This window comes from uncultured Azohydromonas sp., from assembly GCF_937926365.1.
Taxonomy (GTDB): domain Bacteria; phylum Pseudomonadota; class Gammaproteobacteria; order Burkholderiales; family Burkholderiaceae_C; genus Azohydromonas.
In genome coordinates this window covers 23,671-42,121 of record NZ_CALAOH010000179.1, presented here as the reverse complement: position 1 = coordinate 42,121, position 18,451 = coordinate 23,671, and the positions used below count along the sequence as shown (strand labels likewise).

Here is an 18,451-nt window from a genome sequence, read left to right as displayed (position 1 = left end):
GGTTGAGAAACGAAGAGGATGTTGCGGGACGGGCGCCAGCGGCGGGTGCCGCGGCCGGCGCCGCGCGGCAATCGTCAGCCGCGGTGGTAGCGGTGGGGCGTGAAGGGCATGGCCACCACGCGCATGGGCTGCGGCTTCAGGCGCACTTCGGCGCTGAGGTCCGCGCCCGGCACGGCATGCGCCGTGTCCACGTAGCCCATGGCGATGGGCTTGGCGAGCTGCGGCGACATCGTGCCGCTGGTGACCTTGCCCACGCGCTGGCCCTGCGCGTCCAGCACCGGCGCGCCCTCGCGCACCGGGGCGCGTTCCAGGCCGAGCAGGCCCACGCGCTTGCGCGGCGCGCCGTTGGCCAGCTGGGCCTCGATGGCCGCGCTGCCCGGGTAGCCGCCGGCACGCGCGCCGCCCGGACGGCGCACCTTCTGGATGGCCCAGGTCAGCGCCGCTTCCACGGGCGTGGTGTCCTCGTCGATGTCGTGGCCGTAGAGGCACAGGCCCGCTTCCAGGCGCAGCGTGTCGCGCGCGCCCAGGCCGGCGGGCTTCACTTCGGGCAACGCCAGCAGCGCCTTGGCCAGGGCCTCGGCGGCCTCGGCCGGCACGGAGATCTCGAAACCGTCCTCGCCGGTGTAGCCGCTGCGGCTCACGAAGCACTCGGCGCCGGCCAGCGTGAAGGTGCCGGTGCCCATGAAGGTCAGTGCCGCCACACCGGCGTCCAGTTGCGCCAGCGCCTGCACCGCCAGCGGGCCCTGCAGCGCCAGCAGCGCGCGCTCGGGCATGGAGATCACTTGGCAGCGGTGGCCGATCTGGGTACGCAGCAGCTGCAGGTCGTGATCCTTGCGGCTGGCGTTGACGACCATGAACAGGTCGTCCGGACGGCGCGCGACCATCAGGTCGTCCAGGATGCCGCCGGCGGTATTGGTGAAGAAGCCGTAGCGCTGCTTGCCCACGGGCAGGTCCGCCACGTCCACCGGCACCAGCGACTCCAGCGCCAGCGCCGCGTCCTGGCCCACCAGGCGCACCTGGCCCATGTGCGAAACGTCGAAGAGGGCCGCCGCCTCGCGGCAGTGTCGGTGCTCAGCCAGGATGCCACCGGGGTAGCTCACCGGCATTTCGTAGCCGGCGAAGGGCACCATGCGCGCGCCCAATTCCAGGTGCAGCGCGTGCAGCGGCGTGCGCTGCAGGGCAGGGGTGGATGAGGCGTCGGCGGGCGAGGAGGCGGTCGGAGCGGTCATGGCAGGTCTCCCAAGGGCGGGCGGCCACCGGTGAAGGTGGGCTGTGTGCCCCCGCTGTCCGCTTTACCTGAGAGATTGGCGAGGGCCCCTGACTTGAGGATGCCACTGCGCTTGCCCCTTCGGTGGACTGCAAAACCCGTGACGGGCGCAGTCTCTCTCCAGTGAGGTGACGTCCTTGGAAGGACGCTTGCCAGTCCTTTTGCCTGAGCGTTCGGAGCCGGGCCCCTGCGCCTTCGGCGGCCCCACGTTCAAGGGGCTCTCTCCTGGCGGGCGGCAGTGTAACAGCCGCGCCCCGGGCTTCAGCCCGGTCCCACCCGGGATGTCGCAAAAGCAACAGCAGCCGTCGCTGCGGGGCAAGTCCTTCCGTACGGAAGCCGTTGGCCGACGGCCGTCGGCGCCGAGCTCACATGCCGGCGTAGTTCGGTCCGCCGCCGCCCTCGGGCGTGACCCAGACGATGTTCTGCGTCGGGTCCTTGATGTCGCAGGTCTTGCAGTGCACGCAGTTCTGCGCGTTGATCTGCAGTCGCTCGCCGCCGCCCTCGGCCGGCACGAACTCGTACACGCCCGCGGGGCAGTAGCGGCTCTCCGGCCCGGCGAACTTGGCCAGGTTGATGCGCACCGGCACGGTCGGGTCCTTGAGCGTGAGGTGCGCCGGCTGGTTCTCCTCGTGGTTGGTGTTGCTGATGAACACCGAGGACAGCCGGTCGAAGCTCAGCACGCCGTCGGGCTTGGGGTAGTCGATGCGCGGGAACTCCGAGGCCGGGCGCAGGTTGACGTGGTCGGGCAGCTTGCGCTCCACGGTCCACGGCGGGTTTTTCATGCCCAGCCGCGGCAGCAGCCACTGCTCGATGCCGGTCATGAGCGTGGCCGTGGAACGGCCCTTCTTGAACCACTGCTTGAAGTTCTTGGCCTGCTGCAGCTCGGCGAACAGCCAGCTCTTCTCGAAGCCTTCCGGATAGGCCGCGAGCTCGTCGCCGCTGCGCCCGGCTTGCAGCGCTTCGAATGCGGCCTCGGCACACAGCATCCCGCTCTTGATCGCGGCGTGGCTGCCCTTGATGCGGCTGGCGTTCAGATACCCGGCGTCGCAGCCCACCAGCGCGCCGCCGGGGAACACCGTCTTGGGCAGGCTCAGCAGCCCGCCGGCCGTGATGGCGCGTGCGCCGTAGCTGATGCGCCGCCCGCCCTCCAGGTGCTGGCGCACGGCCGGGTGCGTCTTGAAGCGCTGGAACTCCTCGAAAGGCGACAGCCAGGGGTTCTGGTAGTCCAGCCCGACCACGAAGCCGATGGCGATTTTGTTGTCCGCCGCGTGATAGATGAACGAGCCGCCGTAGGTGTCGGGCTCCAGCGGCCAGCCTGCGGTGTGCACCACCAGCCCGGGCTTGTGGTTCGTGGGAGGCACCTCCCACAGCTCCTTCAGCCCGATGCCGTAGCTCTGCGGAGCCTTGCCCCCATCCAGGCTGAAGCGCTCGATGAGCTGCTTGCCCAGGTGGCCGCGCGAGCCCTCGGCGAACACCGTGTACTTGGCCGTTAGCTCCATGCCGAGCTGGAAATTCTCGGTGGGCTCGCCGTCCTTGCCCAGCCCCAAGTTGCCCGTGGCGATGCCGCGCACCGAGCCGTCCTCGGCGTAGAGCACTTCCGCGGCGGCAAAGCCGGGGAAGATCTCCACGCCCAGCGCCTCGGCCTGTTCCGCGAGCCAGCGCACCACCTCGCCCAAGCTGACGATGTAGTTGCCGTGGTTCTTGAAACAGTCGGGCAGCAGCCCGTGCGGGGTGGTCTTGAAGCCGGTCTCAGACAGGAACAGGAATTCGTCCTCGGTGACCGGCTGCTTGAGCGGGGCGCCTTTTTCCTTCCAGTCCGGGAACAGCTCGGCAAGCGCGATGGGGTCCATGATCGCGCCGGAGAGGATGTGCGCGCCGGGCTCGGAACCTTTTTCCAGCACCACCACCGACACCTCGCGGTCCGCCGCAGCGGCGAGCTGCTTGAGCCGGATGGCCGTGGCCAAGCCTGCGGGGCCGGCGCCGACGATCACCACGTCGTAGTCCATGGACTCGCGCGGGCCATACTGTTCAAGCAGTTGCTGCGGGGTCATCGAATTAAGGTGTTGTGGGTGGCAAAGCGCGTCATCTTAGTGCGCCACACCCGGGGTGCCAGATACGCAGAAGCCGCAGCGTGCCGGGGGCCGAAGCCGTTCCAGGATGCTCTCGTGGGCGTGCTATCTTGGCCGGCCTCCTTGCCAGCAAACGAGAAGGCTGCCGCCTCATGAGTTACGAGATTGACCTTTCGGGCCGTGTGGCCCTTGTTACAGGCGCTTCAGGTGGTCTGGGCGCCCAGTTCGCGCGCGTGTTGGCGCGTGCCGGCGCGGGCGTGGTGCTCTCCGCGCGCCGCGTGGAAAAGCTCAAGACGCTGCGCGCCGAGATCGAGGCTGCCGGCGGCGACGCGCACGTGGTCGGACTGGACGTGACCGACCCCGACAGCATCCGTGCCGCCGTGGCGCACGCCGAGACGGAGATGGGCGCCATCGACATCCTCGTCAACAACGCCGGCGTCAACGCCCAGCAGAAGCTGCTGGAGGTCACGCCCGAGGACTACGACTACGTCATGAAGTGCAACCTGCGCGGGGCCTTCTTCGTGGCGCAGGAGGTGGCCAAGCGCATGATCGGCCGCTCGCAGGGCGCCATGCCCGGCACCTTCACCGGGGGGCGCATCGTCAACATCGCCGCCATGGCCGCGCAGCGCGTCCAGGCCGAGTCCGGCGCCTACGGCATGAGCAAGGCGGCACTGCTCTACATGACGCGCGCCATGGCGCTGGAGTGGGGCGGTTACGGCATCAACGTCAACGCCATCTGCCCGGGCTACATCGACACCGAAGAGAACCACCACGAGTGGACCCGCACCAGCGCGCAGAACCTGGTGAAGATGACGCCGCGCAAGCGCATCGGCCGCCCGCAGGACCTGGACTCCGTGCTCATGATGCTCTGCGCCAACGAGAGCCACTTCATCAATGGCGCCGTGATCGCGGCGGACGACGGCTTTGGTGTGTGGTGATGGCGACGCGTGAATTGACGCCCGCCGAGGGGCGTGTGCTGGCGGTGCTGGTGGAGAAGCAGGCCACGGTGCCCGATACCTATCCGCTCTCGCTCAACGCGCTGGTTTCAGGCTGCAACCAGAAGACCGCGCGCGACCCGGTGATGAGCCTGTCCGAGGCCGACGTGCTGGAGGCGCTGGAAGGGCTGCGCGAGCTGTCGCTGGTCAACGAGGTCAGCGGCATGCGCGTGACGCGCTACGACCACAACGCCCCGCGCGGCCTGGGCGTGCCCGGCGCGGCTGCGGCGCTGCTGACCACGCTGCTACTGCGCGGCCCGCAGACCGCCGCCGAGCTGCGTGCCAACAGCGAGCGGCTGCACCGCTTTGCCGACACCTCCTCGGTGGAGGGCTTCCTGGAGGAGCTGGCCGAGAAGGAGCCGCCGCGCGTGGTGCGGCTGGCGCGCGCCCCGGGGGCTCGCGAGGCACGCTGGGCGCAGCTGCTCACCGGCGCACCTTCGCTGCCCGTGGCCAGCGCCGAGGAACTGGCAGCGCCGAAGCCGGCGCGTGCCGACGAGATCGCCGCGCTGCGCGCCGAAGTGGCCGAGCTGCGCGCACTGGTGCTGCGCCTGGCCCAGGAGCTGGGCGTGGAAGCGCCGCTCAAGTCCGAGTCCTGATTCCGCGTTCTGCCGATGCGCTTCGACCTGCCCGAACTCAAGCAGCCCGTCTTCGAGATGCGGATCCCGATCCGCTGGGGCGACATGGACGCCCTGGGCCATGTCAACAACACCGTGTACTTCCGCTACCTGGAGATCGTCCGCGTGGAGTGGCTGCAGTCGCACAACGTGGCGCCCGCCCCCGGCGGCAGCGGCCCGGTGGTCGTGAACGCCTTCTGCAATTTCCTGCGGCAGCTGGAGTACCCCGGGGAGCTGCTGGCCCGGCTGTACGTGGGCAACCCGGGCCGCACCAGCTTCGAAACCTACACCACGCTGGAGCGCGTGGACCGTCCCGGCGAGATCGCCGCCAGCGGCGGCGCCAAGGTGGTGTGGGCCGACCCGGCCACCAAGCGCTCCGTGCCGCTGCCGGACTGGCTCAGGGCACTGATGGCCTGACGCCCGTTCGGCCTGAACCCTTCATCGGGCTCAGGCCGCGCGGAATTGGGCTCACGCGCTCAGCAGCTTGTGCACCAGCTCGGGCGTGGTCGAGGCGCCGTACTTGCGCATCAGCCGCGCGCGGTACACGTCCACCGTGCGCGGGCTGATGTTGAGCTTGCGGCCGATGAGCTTGCTGGTCAGGCCCTCGATGAGCAGCGCGGCGATCTCGCGCTCGCGCGCCGTGAGCTCGCAACCCAGGCGGCGGCGCGGGGAGAGGTCTTCGAAGCTCCAGATGCCCGCCGCATGCGGCTGCGCCGGGTCCAGCGCCCGGCCCGAGACGTGGCACCAGAACAACTCGCCGCGCTGCGGCCCGCCCACGCGCCTCATCACCCGCTCATCGGCGTACCAGCCCTGCTGGTCCAGGCTGGCCACGATGCGCTGGCCGGTGCGCTCGAATTCCTCCACGCTCGGGTACAGCAATTCGAAAGAGCGGCCTACGAGGTCTTCCCGCTCTGCTCCGAACATGGTCAACATGTGGCGGTTGCAATCCAGCATCTGCCGATTGCGGGAAATCACCAACCCGATGGGCGCCAAGTCGAAAGCGGTGCGGTAGTCCAGCGGCGCCAATTCAGGCGCATTCGGCAGCGGCAATTGCATTTGTTATGACTCCGTAATCGGCTTTAGGCAATTCTACTTAACAACTACTTAATGCGTTAAGTAGTACATTGCGATCCGTTCCAAGTAGGAGACCCCGGATGAACAAGCTCTACCCGAGCGCCGCAGAAGCGCTGAAGGGCATCGTCAGAGACGGCCAGCTGCTGGCCGTCGGTGGCTTTGGCCTGTGCGGCATTCCCGAAGCGCTGATCGCCGCGCTGCGCGACAGCGGCGTCAAGAATCTCACGGTCATTTCCAACAATGCCGGCGTGGACGGTTTCGGCCTGGGCCAGCTGCTGGAAACCCGCCAGATCAAGAAGATGATTTCCAGCTACGTGGGCGAGAACAAGGAGTTCGAGCGCCAGTACCTCGCCGGGGAGCTGGAGCTGGAATTCACGCCGCAAGGCACCCTGGCCGAGAAACTGCGTGCCGGCGGCGCCGGCATTCCGGCTTTCTTCACCCGCACCGGCGTGGGCACGCTGGTGGCGGAGGGCAAGGAAACGCGCGAATTCGACGGCCATACCTACATCATGGAACGCGCGCTCAACCCCGAGGTGTCGCTGGTCAAGGCCTGGAAGGCCGACAAGAGCGGCAACCTGGTGTTCCGCCGCACCGCGCGCAACTTCAACCCGGCCGTGGCCATGGCCGGCAAGATCACCGTGGTGGAAGTGGAGCAGATCGTCGAGGTCGGCGAGATCGATCCGGACGCCGTGCACCTGCCGGGCATCTACGTGCAGCGCCTGGTGCTCAATCCGCATCCCGAGAAGCGCATCGAGAAGCGCACCACCCGTCCGGCCGCCTGAAGGAGAAGCAACATGCCCTGGACCCAAGACCAGATGGCCGCCAAGGCCGCGACCGAGCTGCAGGACGGCTTCTACGTGAACCTCGGCATCGGCATCCCGACGCTGGTCGCCAACCACGTGCCCGCCGGCATCGAGGTGTGGCTGCAGAGCGAGAACGGCATGCTGGGCATCGGCCCGTTCCCGACCGAGGACGAGGTGGACGCCGACCTCATCAACGCCGGCAAGCAAACCGTCACCACCATTCCCGGCTCCAGCATCTTCGGCTCGCACGAGAGCTTCGCGATGATCCGCGGCGGCAAGATCAACCTGAGCATCCTGGGCGCGATGCAGGTCAGCGAGAAGGGCGACCTGGCCAACTGGATGATCCCCGGCAAGATGGTCAAGGGCATGGGCGGCGCCATGGACCTGGTGGCCGGCGTGCCGCGCGTGATCGTGGTCATGGAGCACGTGGCCCGCAAGAAGGACGGTACGACGGACCTCAAGATCCTGCCCAAGTGCACGCTGCCACTGACGGGCGTGGGCGTGGTGCACCGCATCATCACCGACCTGGCGGTGATGGACGTCACCCCCGAGGGCCTGAAGCTGGTCGAGCTCGCGCCCGAGGTCACGCGCGAGTACGTGCAGGAACGCACCGGCGTGACGCTGCTCTGACGCTACCGTCGCACCGATGAAGGAGCCGCCCACGGGCGGCTTTTTCCATGGCGGCGCCGCCAGTCACAGCCACCACGCCCACAGCCGCGCCGCCTGCTCCGCCAGTCGCTGCTTCCAGGACCGACTCGCCCATTCGGCCGGCTCGATGCGCCGCGAGGCCGCCAGGTCGGCGTTGAATACCTCGCGCATGCGCGCGCCGAACCCCGGCCCCAGCACCACGGCGTTGAGCTCCTGGTTGTGCAGGAAGCTGCGCCAGTCCAGGTTGGTGGAGCCCACGGTGGACCACACGCCGTCGATCACCGCGGTCTTGGCGTGCAGCAGCGCCTCATGGCGCTCGTAGAGCTCCACGCCGGCATCGAGCAGTGCCTGGTAGTAGGCGCGCCCGGCGGCCAGCACGAAGGCGCTGTCGCTGCGGCTGGGCAGCAGCATCTTCACCTTCACCCCGCGCCCGGCAGCCTCCTGCAAGGTTTCGAGCAACTGAGGATCGGGTACGAAGTAGGCGGTGGTGATGAGGATCTCGGTTTCCGCGCTGCGCAGCGCCGAGATCAGCGTGGCGTAGATGAAGCTGTAGGGCTCGTCGGGGCTGCTGCCGATGGCGCGTACCACTTCGCGGCCCTGCGGCTGCAGCGTCGGGAAGTAGTCGCGCGCGGGCAGCTCGGGGCCGTGCTGCGCGCTCCAGGTCTGCATGAACAGCCGCTGGAATTCGGCCACCGCCGGGCCTTCGATCTGCACCTGCGTGTCGCGCCAGGGCAGGGCGCCCCGCTCGCGCTGGCGCTGCTGCTGCTCGGTCACCGAGCGCCCGCGCGAGCCTGAGAGCGAGCCGCCCGAGTACACGCTGCTGATGTTGATGCCACCGAGGAAGGCGACGCGCCCGTCCACCACCACGAGCTTCCGGTGGTCGCGCTGGTTGACGTTCCAGCCGCGGCGCACCTTGAGCGGGTTGACCGGGTTGAACTCCAGCACCCGTGCGCCGGCCTCGCGCAGTGGGTCGAAGAAGCTCTTGGGCGTGCGCAAGCTGCCCACGCTGTCGTAGAGCAGGTTGACCTGCGCGCCCGCGCGCTGGCGTTCCAGCAGCAGTTCGCGGAAGCGCTGCCCGACCTCGTCGTCCTCCAGGATGTAGAACTCCACGTTGACGTGGTCGCGCGCCGCGCGGATGGCGCTGAACATGGCCTCGTAGGTGGCCGGGCCGTTTTGAAGCAGCTGCGCGCGGTTGCCCGCCACCAGCGGCGAGCCTACCAGTGCCTCCTCCAGCGCGAGATGGCGGTCCAGCACGTCGGTGGGCGTGCCGCGCGCCTGCAGCCGCTCCAGGATCGCCTTGCTCTGCGCCGCCGTCAGCGGCCCGCGCGCGCCCTCGATCTGCACCGGCCGGCGCTGCACCGCCATGTCCGGCACGATGCTCGGCAGCCCGCCGCACCCGGCCAGCCACAGGCAGAGCAACAGACACAGCAGCCGCTGGCACCATGGCGTCGTGCTCATGGCAGGGTCCTTGCTGCGGGCGGCTGTTGCATGCCCGTGTCAGGCAAGCGGTATGCGCGAACAAGGAGAAGAACATGCCAAGGCCCTGCGTCAAGGGGATGGCCGCCATGGCCTGCGCACCCGCCGTCTTTGCGTCGAAGTCCAGCCTCAGCCGCCTGGAGGTGTGGCGCCGGGTGCTGCTGTCGGGCCTGGTTGGCGTGGCCCTGGCGGGCTGCTCAGCGCTCCCGTTCGGACTCAAGGGTGGCGCATTTGGGCTTCCGGCTTCGTCCGGTCCCGTGTTCGGCCGCATGGCCGTGGCCGCCGCGCACCCGCTGGCGGCACAGGCGGGGCTGCAGATGCTGCGCGAGGGTGGCTCGGCCGTGGACGCCGCCGTGGCGGTGCAGATGGTGCTGACGCTGGTGGAGCCGCAGGCCAGCGGCATCGGTGGCGGTGCCTTCCTGCTGAGCTGGGACGGGACGAAGGTGCAGGCTTTCGACGGGCGCGAGATGGCGCCCGGCGCGGTGACGGAGAACCTGTTCCTGCGCCCGGACGGCACGCCCATGCCCTTTGCACAGGCAGTGGTGGGTGGCCGCTCGGTGGGCGTGCCCGGCGTCGTGGCCATGCTGGAGGCGGCGCATCGGCAGCATGGCCGGCTGCCCTGGGCGCGCCTGTTCGAGCCGGCCATCCGGCTGGCCGAAGAGGGGTTCAGCGTCTCGCCATACCTGCACCGCCAGTTGCTGCAGGAGAAAGCAACGTTGGCGACCCGCCCGCAGTCCGCCGCCTACTGGCTCGGCCCCGACGGCGAGCCCTGGCCGGTGGGGCATCCACTGCGCAACCCCGCGTTGGCGCAGGTGCTGCGCGCCATCGGGCGCGACGGCGCCGCCGCGTTCTACGAGGGGCCGGTGGCCGCGGACATCGTGGCCCGCGTGCAGGGCCATTCCGGCAATCCCGGCCACCTGACGTTGGCCGACCTGGACGGCTACCTACCCAAGGAGCGTGAGCCGATCTGCACACCGTGGAAAGTGAAGTTCAAGGTCTGCGGCTTCCCGCCGCCGTCCTCGGGGCACCTGGCGCTGATGCAGACCCTGGGCGTGCTGGAGCGGCTGCCCCGAGCCGGCGAGCCGCTGCGGCAGGGGCTGCCGACGCCGAACTGGCTGCACGCCTACACCGAGGCGGCGCGGCTGGCCTTCGCGGACCGCGCCGCCTACGTGGGCGATCCGGACTACGTGCCCGCGCCGGGCAACGACTGGCGCTCGCTGCTCGATCCGGCCTACCTGGCGCGCCGTGCCGCGCTGGTCGGGCCGCAGAGCATGAGGACCGCCAAGCCCGGCAACCCCGGGCCGCTGCCCCAGGCGCAAGCGCCGATGGCCGAGCAGTCGGAGTTCGGTACCAGCCACGTCAGCATCGTGGATGCGCAGGGCCGGGCGGTGGCCATGACCACCACCATCGAGGCCGTCTGGGGCTCGCGGCTGATGTCGGACGGTGGCTCCGGGCTGCCCGGCGGCTTCATGCTCAACAACCAGCTCACCGATTTCTCGTTCGTGCCCAGCGACGCCCAGGGCCATCCGGTAGCCAACCGCGTGCAGCCGGGCAAACGCCCGCGTTCCAGCATGAGCCCCACGCTGGTCTTCGACGCGCGTGACGGTGCGCTGCTGATGACGCTGGGCGCGCCCGGCGGGGCCGGGATCATCCACTACACGGCCAAGACGCTGTTCTTCACGCTGGGCGCGGGCTTGGCGCCCCAGCCGGCCGTGGACCTGCCCAACTTCGCCAGCATGAACGGCCCCACGCTGCTGGAGCGGGGCCGCTTCCCGCCCGCCACGCTGCAGACGCTGCGCGAGCGCGGGCATGAGGTCAACGAAGCGGCACTGGACAGCGGCATCCAGGCGCTGCTGCGCACGCCGCGCGGCTGGATGGGCGCGGCCGATCCGCGGCGCGAAGGGGTGGTGGTGGGAGAGTGAGTGCGGGCGCTCAGCCCGCCGTCGCCTGCGCCGCCTCGCGCACCAGCGCCGGGCCGCGGTAGATCAGGCCGGTGTAGATCTGCACCAGGTCCGCGCCGGCCTGCAGCTTGGCCTTGGCGTCGGCGCCGCTGAGTACGCCGCCCACACCGATGATCGGGTAGCCGCTGCCCAGGGCCGCGCGCAGCTGCGCGATGACGCGGTTGCTGGCCTCGAACACCGGGCGGCCCGAGAGGCCGCCGGTTTCATTCGCATGCGGCAGGCCCTGCACCGCGTCGCGCGCCAGCGTGGTGTTGGTGGCGATGACGCCGTCGATGCCGTTGGCGCGCAGCGTGGTGGCGATCACCTTCACCTGCGCCTCGTCCAGATCGGGCGCGATCTTCACGAACATGGGCACGGTGCGGCCGTGCTGGCGCTGCAGCGCCTGGCGCCGCTCCTGCAGCTGCGACAGCAGCGCGTCCAGCGCCTCGTCGCTCTGCAGCGCGCGCAGGTTCTTGGTGTTGGGGCTGGAGATGTTGACCGTCACGTAGTCGGCATGCGGGTACACGCCGTCCAGGCAGATCAGGTAGTCATCGACCGCGTTCTCGATCGGCGTGGCGGCGTTCTTGCCGATGTTCAGCCCCACCAGCCCGCCGCCGGCGCGGAAGGATTTCGCACGCTGCACATTGGCCAGGAACGAAGCCAGGCCCTCGTTGTTGAAGCCCAGGCGGTTGATCAGCGCATCCTTCTGCGGAATGCGGAACATGCGTGGCTTCGGGTTGCCCGGCTGGCCCTTGGGCGTGACGGTACCGACCTCGATGAACCCGAAACCCATGGCGCCCAGGCCGTCGATGCAGCGGCCGTTCTTGTCCAGCCCCGCGGCCAGGCCGACGCGGTTGGGGAAGCGCAGCCCCGCCACCGTCACCGGCGCGCTCACGCGCGGCTGCGACCACAGACACTGCGCGGGCGTGTTCTGCAGCCGCGCGATGGTGTTGAGCGTGAGTTCGTGGGCCTGCTCCGGATCGATGCCGAAGAGGAAGGAGCGGGTGAGGGCGTAGGGGACCAGGGACATCCCCGGATTGTCTCAAACGGTGTCACCGATAATTCGCGCCCATGAACCAGGACGAACTCAAGGCCCTCGTGGGCCAGGCCGCTGTCGCGCACGTGGTGCCCGGCAGCGTGGTGGGCGTGGGCACGGGCTCCACGGTGAATTGCTTCATCGACGCACTGGCCCGCATCAAGGACCAGATCACCGGCGCGGTGTCGAGCTCCGAGCGCAGCACCGAGCGGTTGAAGTCCCATGGTATTCCCGTGCTGGACGCGGCCACGGTGGAGCGCATCCCGGTGTACGTGGACGGTGCCGACGAGATCGACCACGGCGGCTTCATGATCAAGGGCGGCGGCGCGGCGCTGACGCGCGAGAAGATCGTCGCGGATCTGGCTGAGCGCTTCGTCTGCATCGCCGATGAATCGAAGCTGGTGCAGGTGCTGGGCAACTTCCCACTGCCGGTGGAAGTGATCGGTATGTCCGCGGCGCAGATCGCGCGCCGCTTCAAGGCCCTGGGCGGCGAGGCCACGCTGCGCCCGGGCGTGCTGACCGACAACGGCAACCCCATCCTCGACGTGCGAGGCCTGCGCATCACCGACCCGCTGGCGATGGAAACCGAGATTAACCAGTGGCCCGGTGTGGTGACGGTGGGCATCTTCGCCCGCCACAAGGCGCAGGTCTGCCTGCTGGGCACGGCCGGGGGCGTGAAGACGCTGACCTTCTAAAGCGGCCCTGGGCGGCGACCGTGCCGCCCGAAGTTTCGAGTGACGGCGCCTTCAGGCGCCGTCGTCGCTTTCAGCCCCGGCCTGCGCCTTGCGCACCCTGCGCACGCTGAAGCGCGCCGGGTCCACCGCCTCGACCAGCTCGGCCTCCAGCGGGAAGGGCCCGCCGCCAGCCCAGGCCGCGATCAGCTCGCCCAGCAGTGGCGCCCAGCCGATACCGCGCGAGGCCAGCGCCGTGCACACGTACAAGCCCGGCAGCCGGGGGAGGTCGCGCACACGCTGCGCGGATACGCCCGGCACGGGCACCGCACCCACCACGGGCAGCCGGTCGTCGGCCAGCGTGCGCCAGCCTACGCGGCCAGACAGCGGCACCTCTTCCGCATTCACCTCGATGCCCAGGCGGCGCAGCCGCTGCAGGTTGAACTGCTGGTCCGTGTCGCGCAGCGCGGGGTCTGGATCGTGCAGGCTGGCTGTTGCGCCACATACGAGGTTTCCGTCCTTCAGCGTGAGGGCGTAGCCGCCGCCGGCGACGGGGATGCGCGGGCACCGCAGTTCCGGCGTATCGCCCGGCACGATGGTCACCTGGCCGCGCTGCTGGCCCAGCGGCCAGCGCGGCGCGTCGCCCATCAACGGTTCTAGCAACGTACAAGTTCGTCCCGCATTCGCCAAGACCACGGCGCTGGCCTGCGCAATCTCCTGGCCGCAGCCATCCAGCACGGACCAGCCCCCGTCCATGGGCCGCAGCGCATGTGCCTGCACGCCGGTGCGCAGCGTGATGCCGGGGCGGTCCAGCCAGTGGCGCACCAGCGCGCCCGGCTGCAGCCAGCCGCCGCCGGGATAGAGCCAGGCCGGCTCCCGCAGCGGCAGGCCGCAGTGCTCCGAGGCTTCGGCCGCGGTGAGGACCTGTACGTAGTCGGACGGCAGGCCCTGCGCCGAGACGAGCGTGCGCAGGGCGCCCAGATCGGCGTCGGCGCCGGCCAGGCGCAGCAGGCCTTCCAGCTGGCCGGGAATGCGGCCAGCGGCGATCAGCGGCGCGTAGCTGCGCTGCGCCAGCAGCGCGGCGGCGCGGTTGAAGCGGGCATGCGGCCCGTCCTGGCCGTTGACCACGCCGTGGAACAGCCCGCCGCGGTTGCCGGAAGTTTCAGTCGCCGGCTCCGGGTGGCGCTCCAGCACCGTGCACTGCCAGCCGGCGGCGGCCAGGCCCTGCGCGCAGGCGGCGCCGGCCAGACCCGCGCCGATGACCAGGGCGGTGCGCGGCGCATCCGGCGCTACCCGGGCCGAGAGCGGATGTCCGGCCGTGCGGCGCGGCACGAACACCGGCGCGTAGCGGGCGCGCGTCATCTCGCGCTTGGTGTCGAAGCCCGGCGCGCGCTCGACCTCGAAGCCGGCCGAGCGCAGGCCGTCGCGCACCGGGCGCGCCACGCTCCAGGTGGCGGCGGTGGCGCCCGGCGCGGCGAGCCGTCCCAGCGGCTTGAAGACGTGGGTGCTCCACAGCGCCTCGTTGCGCGCGGGCGCGAAACCGTCGAGGTAGAAGGCGTCCGCTTCCAGCATCAGCTGCGGCAGCCATTGACTGGCATCACCCCAGGCCAACTGCAGCAGCACGCGCCCGCCGTCCAGGTGCAGCGTGTGCAGCTCCGGGCTCAGCGGTGGCCAGTGGGCTACCAGCTCGGCCGCCAGCGCCGGCAGCGGTGAGGCGGCGTGGGCGCGTTGCAGATCGTCCAGGCGCGGCGGGTGCAGGTCGATGGCGACGTAGTGCAGCCGCGCGCAGCGCTCGGGGTCGGCGCGCCAGGCGTCCCAGGTGGCGAGAAAGTTATTCCCAAGGCCGAAGCCGGTTTCCAGGACGGTGAAGCGCGTCCGGCCGCGCCAGCGCTGCGGCAGCCCGTTGCCCTGCAGGAACACGTGGCGCGACTGGGCCAGCGCGCCGGCGCGGGCGTGGTAGACGTCGCCGAAATCGGGCGCGTGCGGCACACCCTGGGCATCGAACTCGATGCGGGCCGGCACGACGGGGAAGCGCTTCATGGCTGGGGCGGGGAACGGGGTCCGGAAACGACAAGGGGCACCGAAGTGCCCCTTGCCAGTCGCTTGACGCGAGGAACGCGCGGCGTCTTAGACGCGCTTGCGGTACTCGTGCGTGCGGGTGTCGATTTCGATCTTGTCGCCGTTCTCGACGAACAGCGGCACGGCGATTTCGAAGCCGGTGCCCTTGAGGCGGGCGGGCTTCATGACCTTGCCGGAGGTGTCGCCCTTGACGGCCGGCTCGGTCTCGATCTCGCGCACCACGGTGGTGGGCAGTTCCACGGAAATGGCCTTGCCGTCGTAGAACACCACTTCCACCGGCATGTTGTCTTCCAGGTAGGAGATGGCGTCGCCCATGTTCTCGGCCTCGACCTCGAACTGGTTGTACTCGGCGTCCATGAACACGTACATCGGATCGGCGAAGTACGTGTACGTGCACTCCTTCTTGTCCAGGATGATCTGGTCCATCTTGTCGTCGGCCTTGAAGACGACTTCAGCCCCGCCGCCGTTGAGCAGGTTCTTCATCTTGATGCGGACCGTGGCAGCACCGCGGCCACCGCGGCTGTATTCGGTCTTGAGCACGACCATCGGGTCCTTGCCCTGCATGATCACGTTGCCGGCGCGGATTTCCTGAGCGAGTTTCATGGCGAGATTCCGTAAGAGAGCGGCGGCACGAATCGAGCGCTCGGTGCTGCCTGGTACTGCGCATTGAACGCTGCGTCTCACGACGCGGCCGTTGCGCAAAGCCCGTGATTCTACCGCTTGGCAACCACGAAGCCCTGGAGCTGGCTCGTCAAATCGTTCTGGTTTTCAAGGCTTTGGCGCCAGCGCCCGCAGGCGGCGCACCAGGGCGCGGCCTCGGGCAGGACCGGCGGCGCGTCGCCGAAGCCGTTCCAGGCCAGCCACAGCGTGCGCACCTGCGCGCTGAAATGCGCGTCGCAGCCGTGCAGCAGGAAGCGGTCCATGAAGGCGTCGAGCTTGCCGGCGTGCACGCCGTCGTACTGCTCGTAGATCTGCCACACGAAGGGGACGCCGGCCCACTGCGCGCGCACGAAGGAGTCCTCGCCGCGCACGAAGTTCAGATCGCTGGCCCAGAGCAGGTGGTCGTAGTCGCGCTGCGTGAGCCAGGGCAGGCGGTGCAGCCGCACGCTGGGCGGCAACTCGCCGATGTCGGCCTGCGCCGCCCCCGGCGTGGCCAGCAGCAGCGTGGGCTGGTCCGCGAGCCAGTGCCACAGCGCCGCGTGCCGGCGGTAACAGAAGAGGCTCACCACGCGTTCCCGCGGCTGCCAGCTCGTGCCCTGCGCCTGCAGCCAGGCGGCGCGGTCGAAGCCGGCGCGGCGCCGGGCCAGGCCGCGCTCGCGCAGCAGCCCGCCGGTGGCGGTGGTGAAGCCGGGATAGAAGAAATGCTTGGTCAGCCCGGCGCCGGCACCGCTGAACTGCGGCGAGGGCAGGCCGTGCGAGCGCTCGACGTAGTCCTCGGCGCTGAGGTATTCCAGGTTGATCCACACCGGCGGCCTGGCTGCCGCCGCCATGCCCGCAACGAAGCCCTGGGGCGGGTCGCAGCCGAAGAGCTCCACCACCACCTCGCCGGGCGGCGGAAACTCGCCCTCGCCGCGCCAGGGCAGCACTTCCACGCCCGCGGCGCCCTCGGGCGCCATCCACGCCAGGGCCGAGGCGTCGTCCACCCACAGCCGCGCGCGCTCGCCGCGCTCGGCCAGATCGGTCGCCAGCCGCCAGGCCACACCAAGGTCACCGTGGTTGTCGATCACACGGCAGAACAGGTCCCACAACATGGCGCGATTATCGGAAGGGCCAGAATCACGCCCTCCATGAGTTCCTCCCTCCCTTCCGAAGAACCCGCCGTAGCGCCCGGTGCCGTGCCCGAAAGCAGCGCCGACAACGCCGAGGCCGTGGCCGCTTCCAACCGTGCCGCGCTGCTGGCCGAGGTGGCGCAATTGCCCGCGCTGCCAGGCGTCTACCGCTACTTCGATGCCGCCGGCAACGTGCTCTACGTGGGCAAGGCCAAGAACCTCAAGCGGCGCGTCTCCAGCTATTTCCAGAAGGACCACGGCGGCACGCGCATTGGCGTGATGGTCCACCGCATCGCGCGGATGGAGACCACCGTGGTGCGCACCGAGGCCGAGGCGCTGCTGCTGGAGAACAACCTCATCAAGGCGCTGAACCCGCGCTTCAACATCCTTTTCCGCGACGACAAGAGCTACCCGTACCTGCAGCTCGTCTCGCACCGCTTCCCGCGCATGGCCTACTACCGCGGCGCGGTGGACAAGAAGCACCGCTACTTCGGGCCCTATCCAAGCGCGTGGGCGGTGAAGGAGTCGATCCAGTTGTTGCAGAAGGTGTTCCGGCTGCGCACCTGCGAGGACACCGTCTTCGCCAACCGCAGCCGGCCCTGTCTGCTCTACCAGATCCGCCGCTGCACGGCGCCCTGCGTGGGGCTGATCAGCGACGACGACTACGCACGCGACGTGCACAACGCCGAGCGCTTCCTGCGCGGCGAGCAGCAGGAGCTGCTGGACCAGTTGCAGCGCCGGATGATGGAACACGCCGAGGCCTTCGAATACGAGAAGGCGGCCGAGCTGCGCAACCAGATCCAGGCACTGTCGCGCGTGCTGCAGCAGCAGTCGGTGGAGGCGAACAGCGCCTCCTCGGCCGGCAAGGACGTGGACATCCTGGCCGTGAAGGTGCAGGGCGGCCGCGCCTGCGTGAACCTGGCCATGGTGCGCGGCGGCCGGCATCTGGGCGATCGCGCCCACTTCCCGGCGCACGTGGAAGAGGGCGCCGTGATCGGCGCCGCCGAGGACGAGGGCGAGGAGGGCGCGAGCGCCGCGCCCGTGCAGCCGGAGGTGCGCGTGCTGGAGGCCTTCATTGCCCAGCACTACCTGGACAGCGCCGTGCCCCCGTCGCTGGTGCTGAGCCACCCGGTGGACGCGGCGCTGATCGAGGCGCTGTCGCAGCACGCCGGCTTCAAGGTTGGTGCACAGCACCAGCCGCGCGAGCAGCGCCGCATCTGGCTGGAGATGGCGCAGCAGGGCGCGGAGCTGGCGCTGGCGCGGCTGCTGGCGCAGGAAGGCTCGCAACGCGCGCGAACCATTGCCCTGGCCGAGGCATTGAGCCTGGAAGTGCAGGACCTGGACACTTTGCGCATCGAGTGCTTCGACGTCAGCCACACCGCCGGCGAGGCCACGCAGGCCAGTTGCGTGGTGTTCGAGAACCACCAGATGCAAAGCGCCCAGTACCGCCGCTTCAACATCACCGGCATCACGCCTGGCGACGACTACGCCGCCATGCGCCAGGTGCTCACGCGCCGCTACGGCAAGCTGGCCGAGGGCGTGGCCGCCGGCACCGCGCGCATGCCCGATGTGGTGCTGGTGGACGGCGGCCGCGGGCAGGTCAGCATGGCGCGTGAAGTCTTCGAGGAATTGGGACTGGACCTGTCGCTCATCGTCGGCGTCGAGAAAGGCGAGGGGCGTAAGGTCGGGCTGGAGGAGCTCGTCTTTGCCGACGGGCGGCCCAAGGTCTATCTGGGCGCGGATTCCGCCGCGCTGATGCTGGTGGCGCAGATCCGCGACGAGGCGCACCGCTTTGCCATCACCGGCATGCGGGCGCGGCGCGCGAGCGTGCGCACCAGTGGCAGCCGGCTGGAAGACATCCCGGGCGTCGGCCCCAAGAAACGGGCCCGTCTGCTGCAGCGCTTCGGCGGTGTGCGCGGCGTGGCCCAAGCCAGCATCGACGAACTCGCCAGCGTCGAAGGCATATCCAAGGATCTGGCGGAGGAGATCTACCGTGCGCTCCACTGAAGC

16 protein-coding genes and 2 riboswitches are annotated in these 18,451 nt (G+C 69.7%); of the genes, 8 read left to right on the top strand and 8 right to left on the bottom strand.

Annotated elements, in window-relative coordinates; translation table 11 throughout:
* Positions 1–74 precede the first annotated feature (74 nt).
* Both gcvT and Q0741_RS19390 read right to left on the bottom strand, forming a co-directional pair.
* Positions 75–1,229, bottom strand: a complete 1,155-nt coding sequence (gene gcvT / locus Q0741_RS19395; RefSeq protein WP_298234838.1) for a glycine cleavage system aminomethyltransferase GcvT — start codon at positions 1,227–1,229, stop codon at positions 75–77.
* A 44-nt stretch (positions 1,230–1,273) separates the two neighbouring features.
* Positions 1,274–1,401, bottom strand: a riboswitch (glycine riboswitch).
* A gap of 9 nt (positions 1,402–1,410) precedes the next feature.
* Positions 1,411–1,505: riboswitch (glycine riboswitch) on the bottom strand.
* A gap of 127 nt (positions 1,506–1,632) precedes the next feature.
* Positions 1,633–3,318, bottom strand: coding sequence for an electron transfer flavoprotein-ubiquinone oxidoreductase (locus Q0741_RS19390; RefSeq protein WP_298234837.1), 1,686 nt, complete (start codon positions 3,316–3,318; stop codon positions 1,633–1,635).
* A 170-nt stretch (positions 3,319–3,488) separates the two neighbouring features.
* Here Q0741_RS19390 and Q0741_RS19385 point away from each other — a divergent pair, with 170 nt between their 5' ends.
* From Q0741_RS19385 to Q0741_RS19375, 3 genes are read left to right on the top strand one after another with little or no spacing between them, the layout of a single operon-like run.
* Positions 3,489–4,274: an SDR family oxidoreductase gene (locus Q0741_RS19385; RefSeq protein WP_298234836.1), complete on the top strand. Its 786-nt coding sequence runs from the start codon at positions 3,489–3,491 to the stop codon at positions 4,272–4,274.
* On the top strand, positions 4,274–4,927 hold the full coding sequence (locus Q0741_RS19380) for a YceH family protein (protein WP_298234835.1): 654 nt from the start codon (positions 4,274–4,276) through the stop codon (positions 4,925–4,927). Before Q0741_RS19385 ends, Q0741_RS19380 begins: the two co-directional genes overlap by 1 nt.
* A gap of 15 nt (positions 4,928–4,942) precedes the next feature.
* Complete coding sequence (locus Q0741_RS19375) at positions 4,943–5,362, top strand: thioesterase family protein (RefSeq protein ID WP_298234834.1); 420 nt, start codon at positions 4,943–4,945, stop codon at positions 5,360–5,362.
* 51 nt (positions 5,363–5,413) lie between these two features.
* Here Q0741_RS19375 and Q0741_RS19370 read toward each other — a convergent pair whose 3' ends face one another.
* The gene (locus Q0741_RS19370; protein ID WP_298234833.1) at positions 5,414–6,001 is read right to left on the bottom strand and encodes a LuxR C-terminal-related transcriptional regulator; all 588 of its coding nucleotides are present in this window, start codon (positions 5,999–6,001) and stop codon (positions 5,414–5,416) included.
* A gap of 98 nt (positions 6,002–6,099) precedes the next feature.
* On the opposite strand from Q0741_RS19370, the gene Q0741_RS19365 reads away from it, so the two are divergent.
* Positions 6,100–6,801 carry a CoA transferase subunit A gene (locus tag Q0741_RS19365; RefSeq protein WP_298234832.1) on the top strand — a complete coding sequence of 234 codons (702 nt, stop codon included), beginning with the start codon at positions 6,100–6,102 and terminating at the stop codon, positions 6,799–6,801.
* A gap of 12 nt (positions 6,802–6,813) precedes the next feature.
* Complete coding sequence (locus tag Q0741_RS19360) at positions 6,814–7,452, top strand: 3-oxoacid CoA-transferase subunit B (RefSeq protein ID WP_298234831.1); 639 nt, start codon at positions 6,814–6,816, stop codon at positions 7,450–7,452.
* A 63-nt stretch (positions 7,453–7,515) separates the two neighbouring features.
* Here Q0741_RS19360 and Q0741_RS19355 read toward each other — a convergent pair whose 3' ends face one another.
* The gene (locus Q0741_RS19355) at positions 7,516–8,928 is read right to left on the bottom strand and encodes a phosphatidylserine/phosphatidylglycerophosphate/cardiolipin synthase family protein (protein WP_298234830.1); all 1,413 of its coding nucleotides are present in this window, start codon (positions 8,926–8,928) and stop codon (positions 7,516–7,518) included.
* Positions 8,929–9,002: 74 nt separating this feature from the next.
* Here Q0741_RS19355 and Q0741_RS19350 point away from each other — a divergent pair, with 74 nt between their 5' ends.
* Positions 9,003–10,868 (top strand): gamma-glutamyltransferase family protein, encoded by a 1,866-nt coding sequence (locus Q0741_RS19350; protein ID WP_298234829.1) that lies wholly within the window; start codon positions 9,003–9,005, stop codon positions 10,866–10,868.
* 10 nt (positions 10,869–10,878) lie between these two features.
* On the opposite strand, the gene Q0741_RS19345 is transcribed toward Q0741_RS19350, so the two are convergent.
* Positions 10,879–11,916, bottom strand: a complete 1,038-nt coding sequence (locus tag Q0741_RS19345) for a quinone-dependent dihydroorotate dehydrogenase (RefSeq protein ID WP_298234828.1) — start codon at positions 11,914–11,916, stop codon at positions 10,879–10,881.
* A gap of 41 nt (positions 11,917–11,957) precedes the next feature.
* Between Q0741_RS19345 and rpiA the strand changes: the two genes are divergently transcribed.
* Positions 11,958–12,617, top strand: a complete 660-nt coding sequence (gene rpiA / locus Q0741_RS19340; protein WP_298234827.1) for a ribose-5-phosphate isomerase RpiA — start codon at positions 11,958–11,960, stop codon at positions 12,615–12,617.
* Between the two features lie 51 nt (positions 12,618–12,668).
* Here rpiA and mnmC read toward each other — a convergent pair whose 3' ends face one another.
* The 3 genes from mnmC to earP all read right to left on the bottom strand — a co-directional run bounded on the left by mnmC (position 12,669) and on the right by earP (position 16,423).
* Positions 12,669–14,633, bottom strand: coding sequence for a bifunctional tRNA (5-methylaminomethyl-2-thiouridine)(34)-methyltransferase MnmD/FAD-dependent 5-carboxymethylaminomethyl-2-thiouridine(34) oxidoreductase MnmC (mnmC, locus tag Q0741_RS19335; protein ID WP_298234826.1), 1,965 nt, complete (start codon positions 14,631–14,633; stop codon positions 12,669–12,671).
* 87 nt (positions 14,634–14,720) lie between these two features.
* Positions 14,721–15,275: an elongation factor P gene (gene efp / locus Q0741_RS19330; RefSeq protein WP_298234825.1), complete on the bottom strand. Its 555-nt coding sequence runs from the start codon at positions 15,273–15,275 to the stop codon at positions 14,721–14,723.
* Positions 15,276–15,385: 110 nt separating this feature from the next.
* The gene (earP, locus tag Q0741_RS19325; protein WP_298234824.1) at positions 15,386–16,423 is read right to left on the bottom strand and encodes an elongation factor P maturation arginine rhamnosyltransferase EarP; all 1,038 of its coding nucleotides are present in this window, start codon (positions 16,421–16,423) and stop codon (positions 15,386–15,388) included.
* 36 nt (positions 16,424–16,459) lie between these two features.
* Here earP and uvrC point away from each other — a divergent pair, with 36 nt between their 5' ends.
* Positions 16,460–18,448 (top strand): excinuclease ABC subunit UvrC, encoded by a 1,989-nt coding sequence (gene uvrC / locus Q0741_RS19320; RefSeq protein WP_298234823.1) that lies wholly within the window; start codon positions 16,460–16,462, stop codon positions 18,446–18,448.
* Positions 18,449–18,451: the final 3 nt, after the last annotated feature.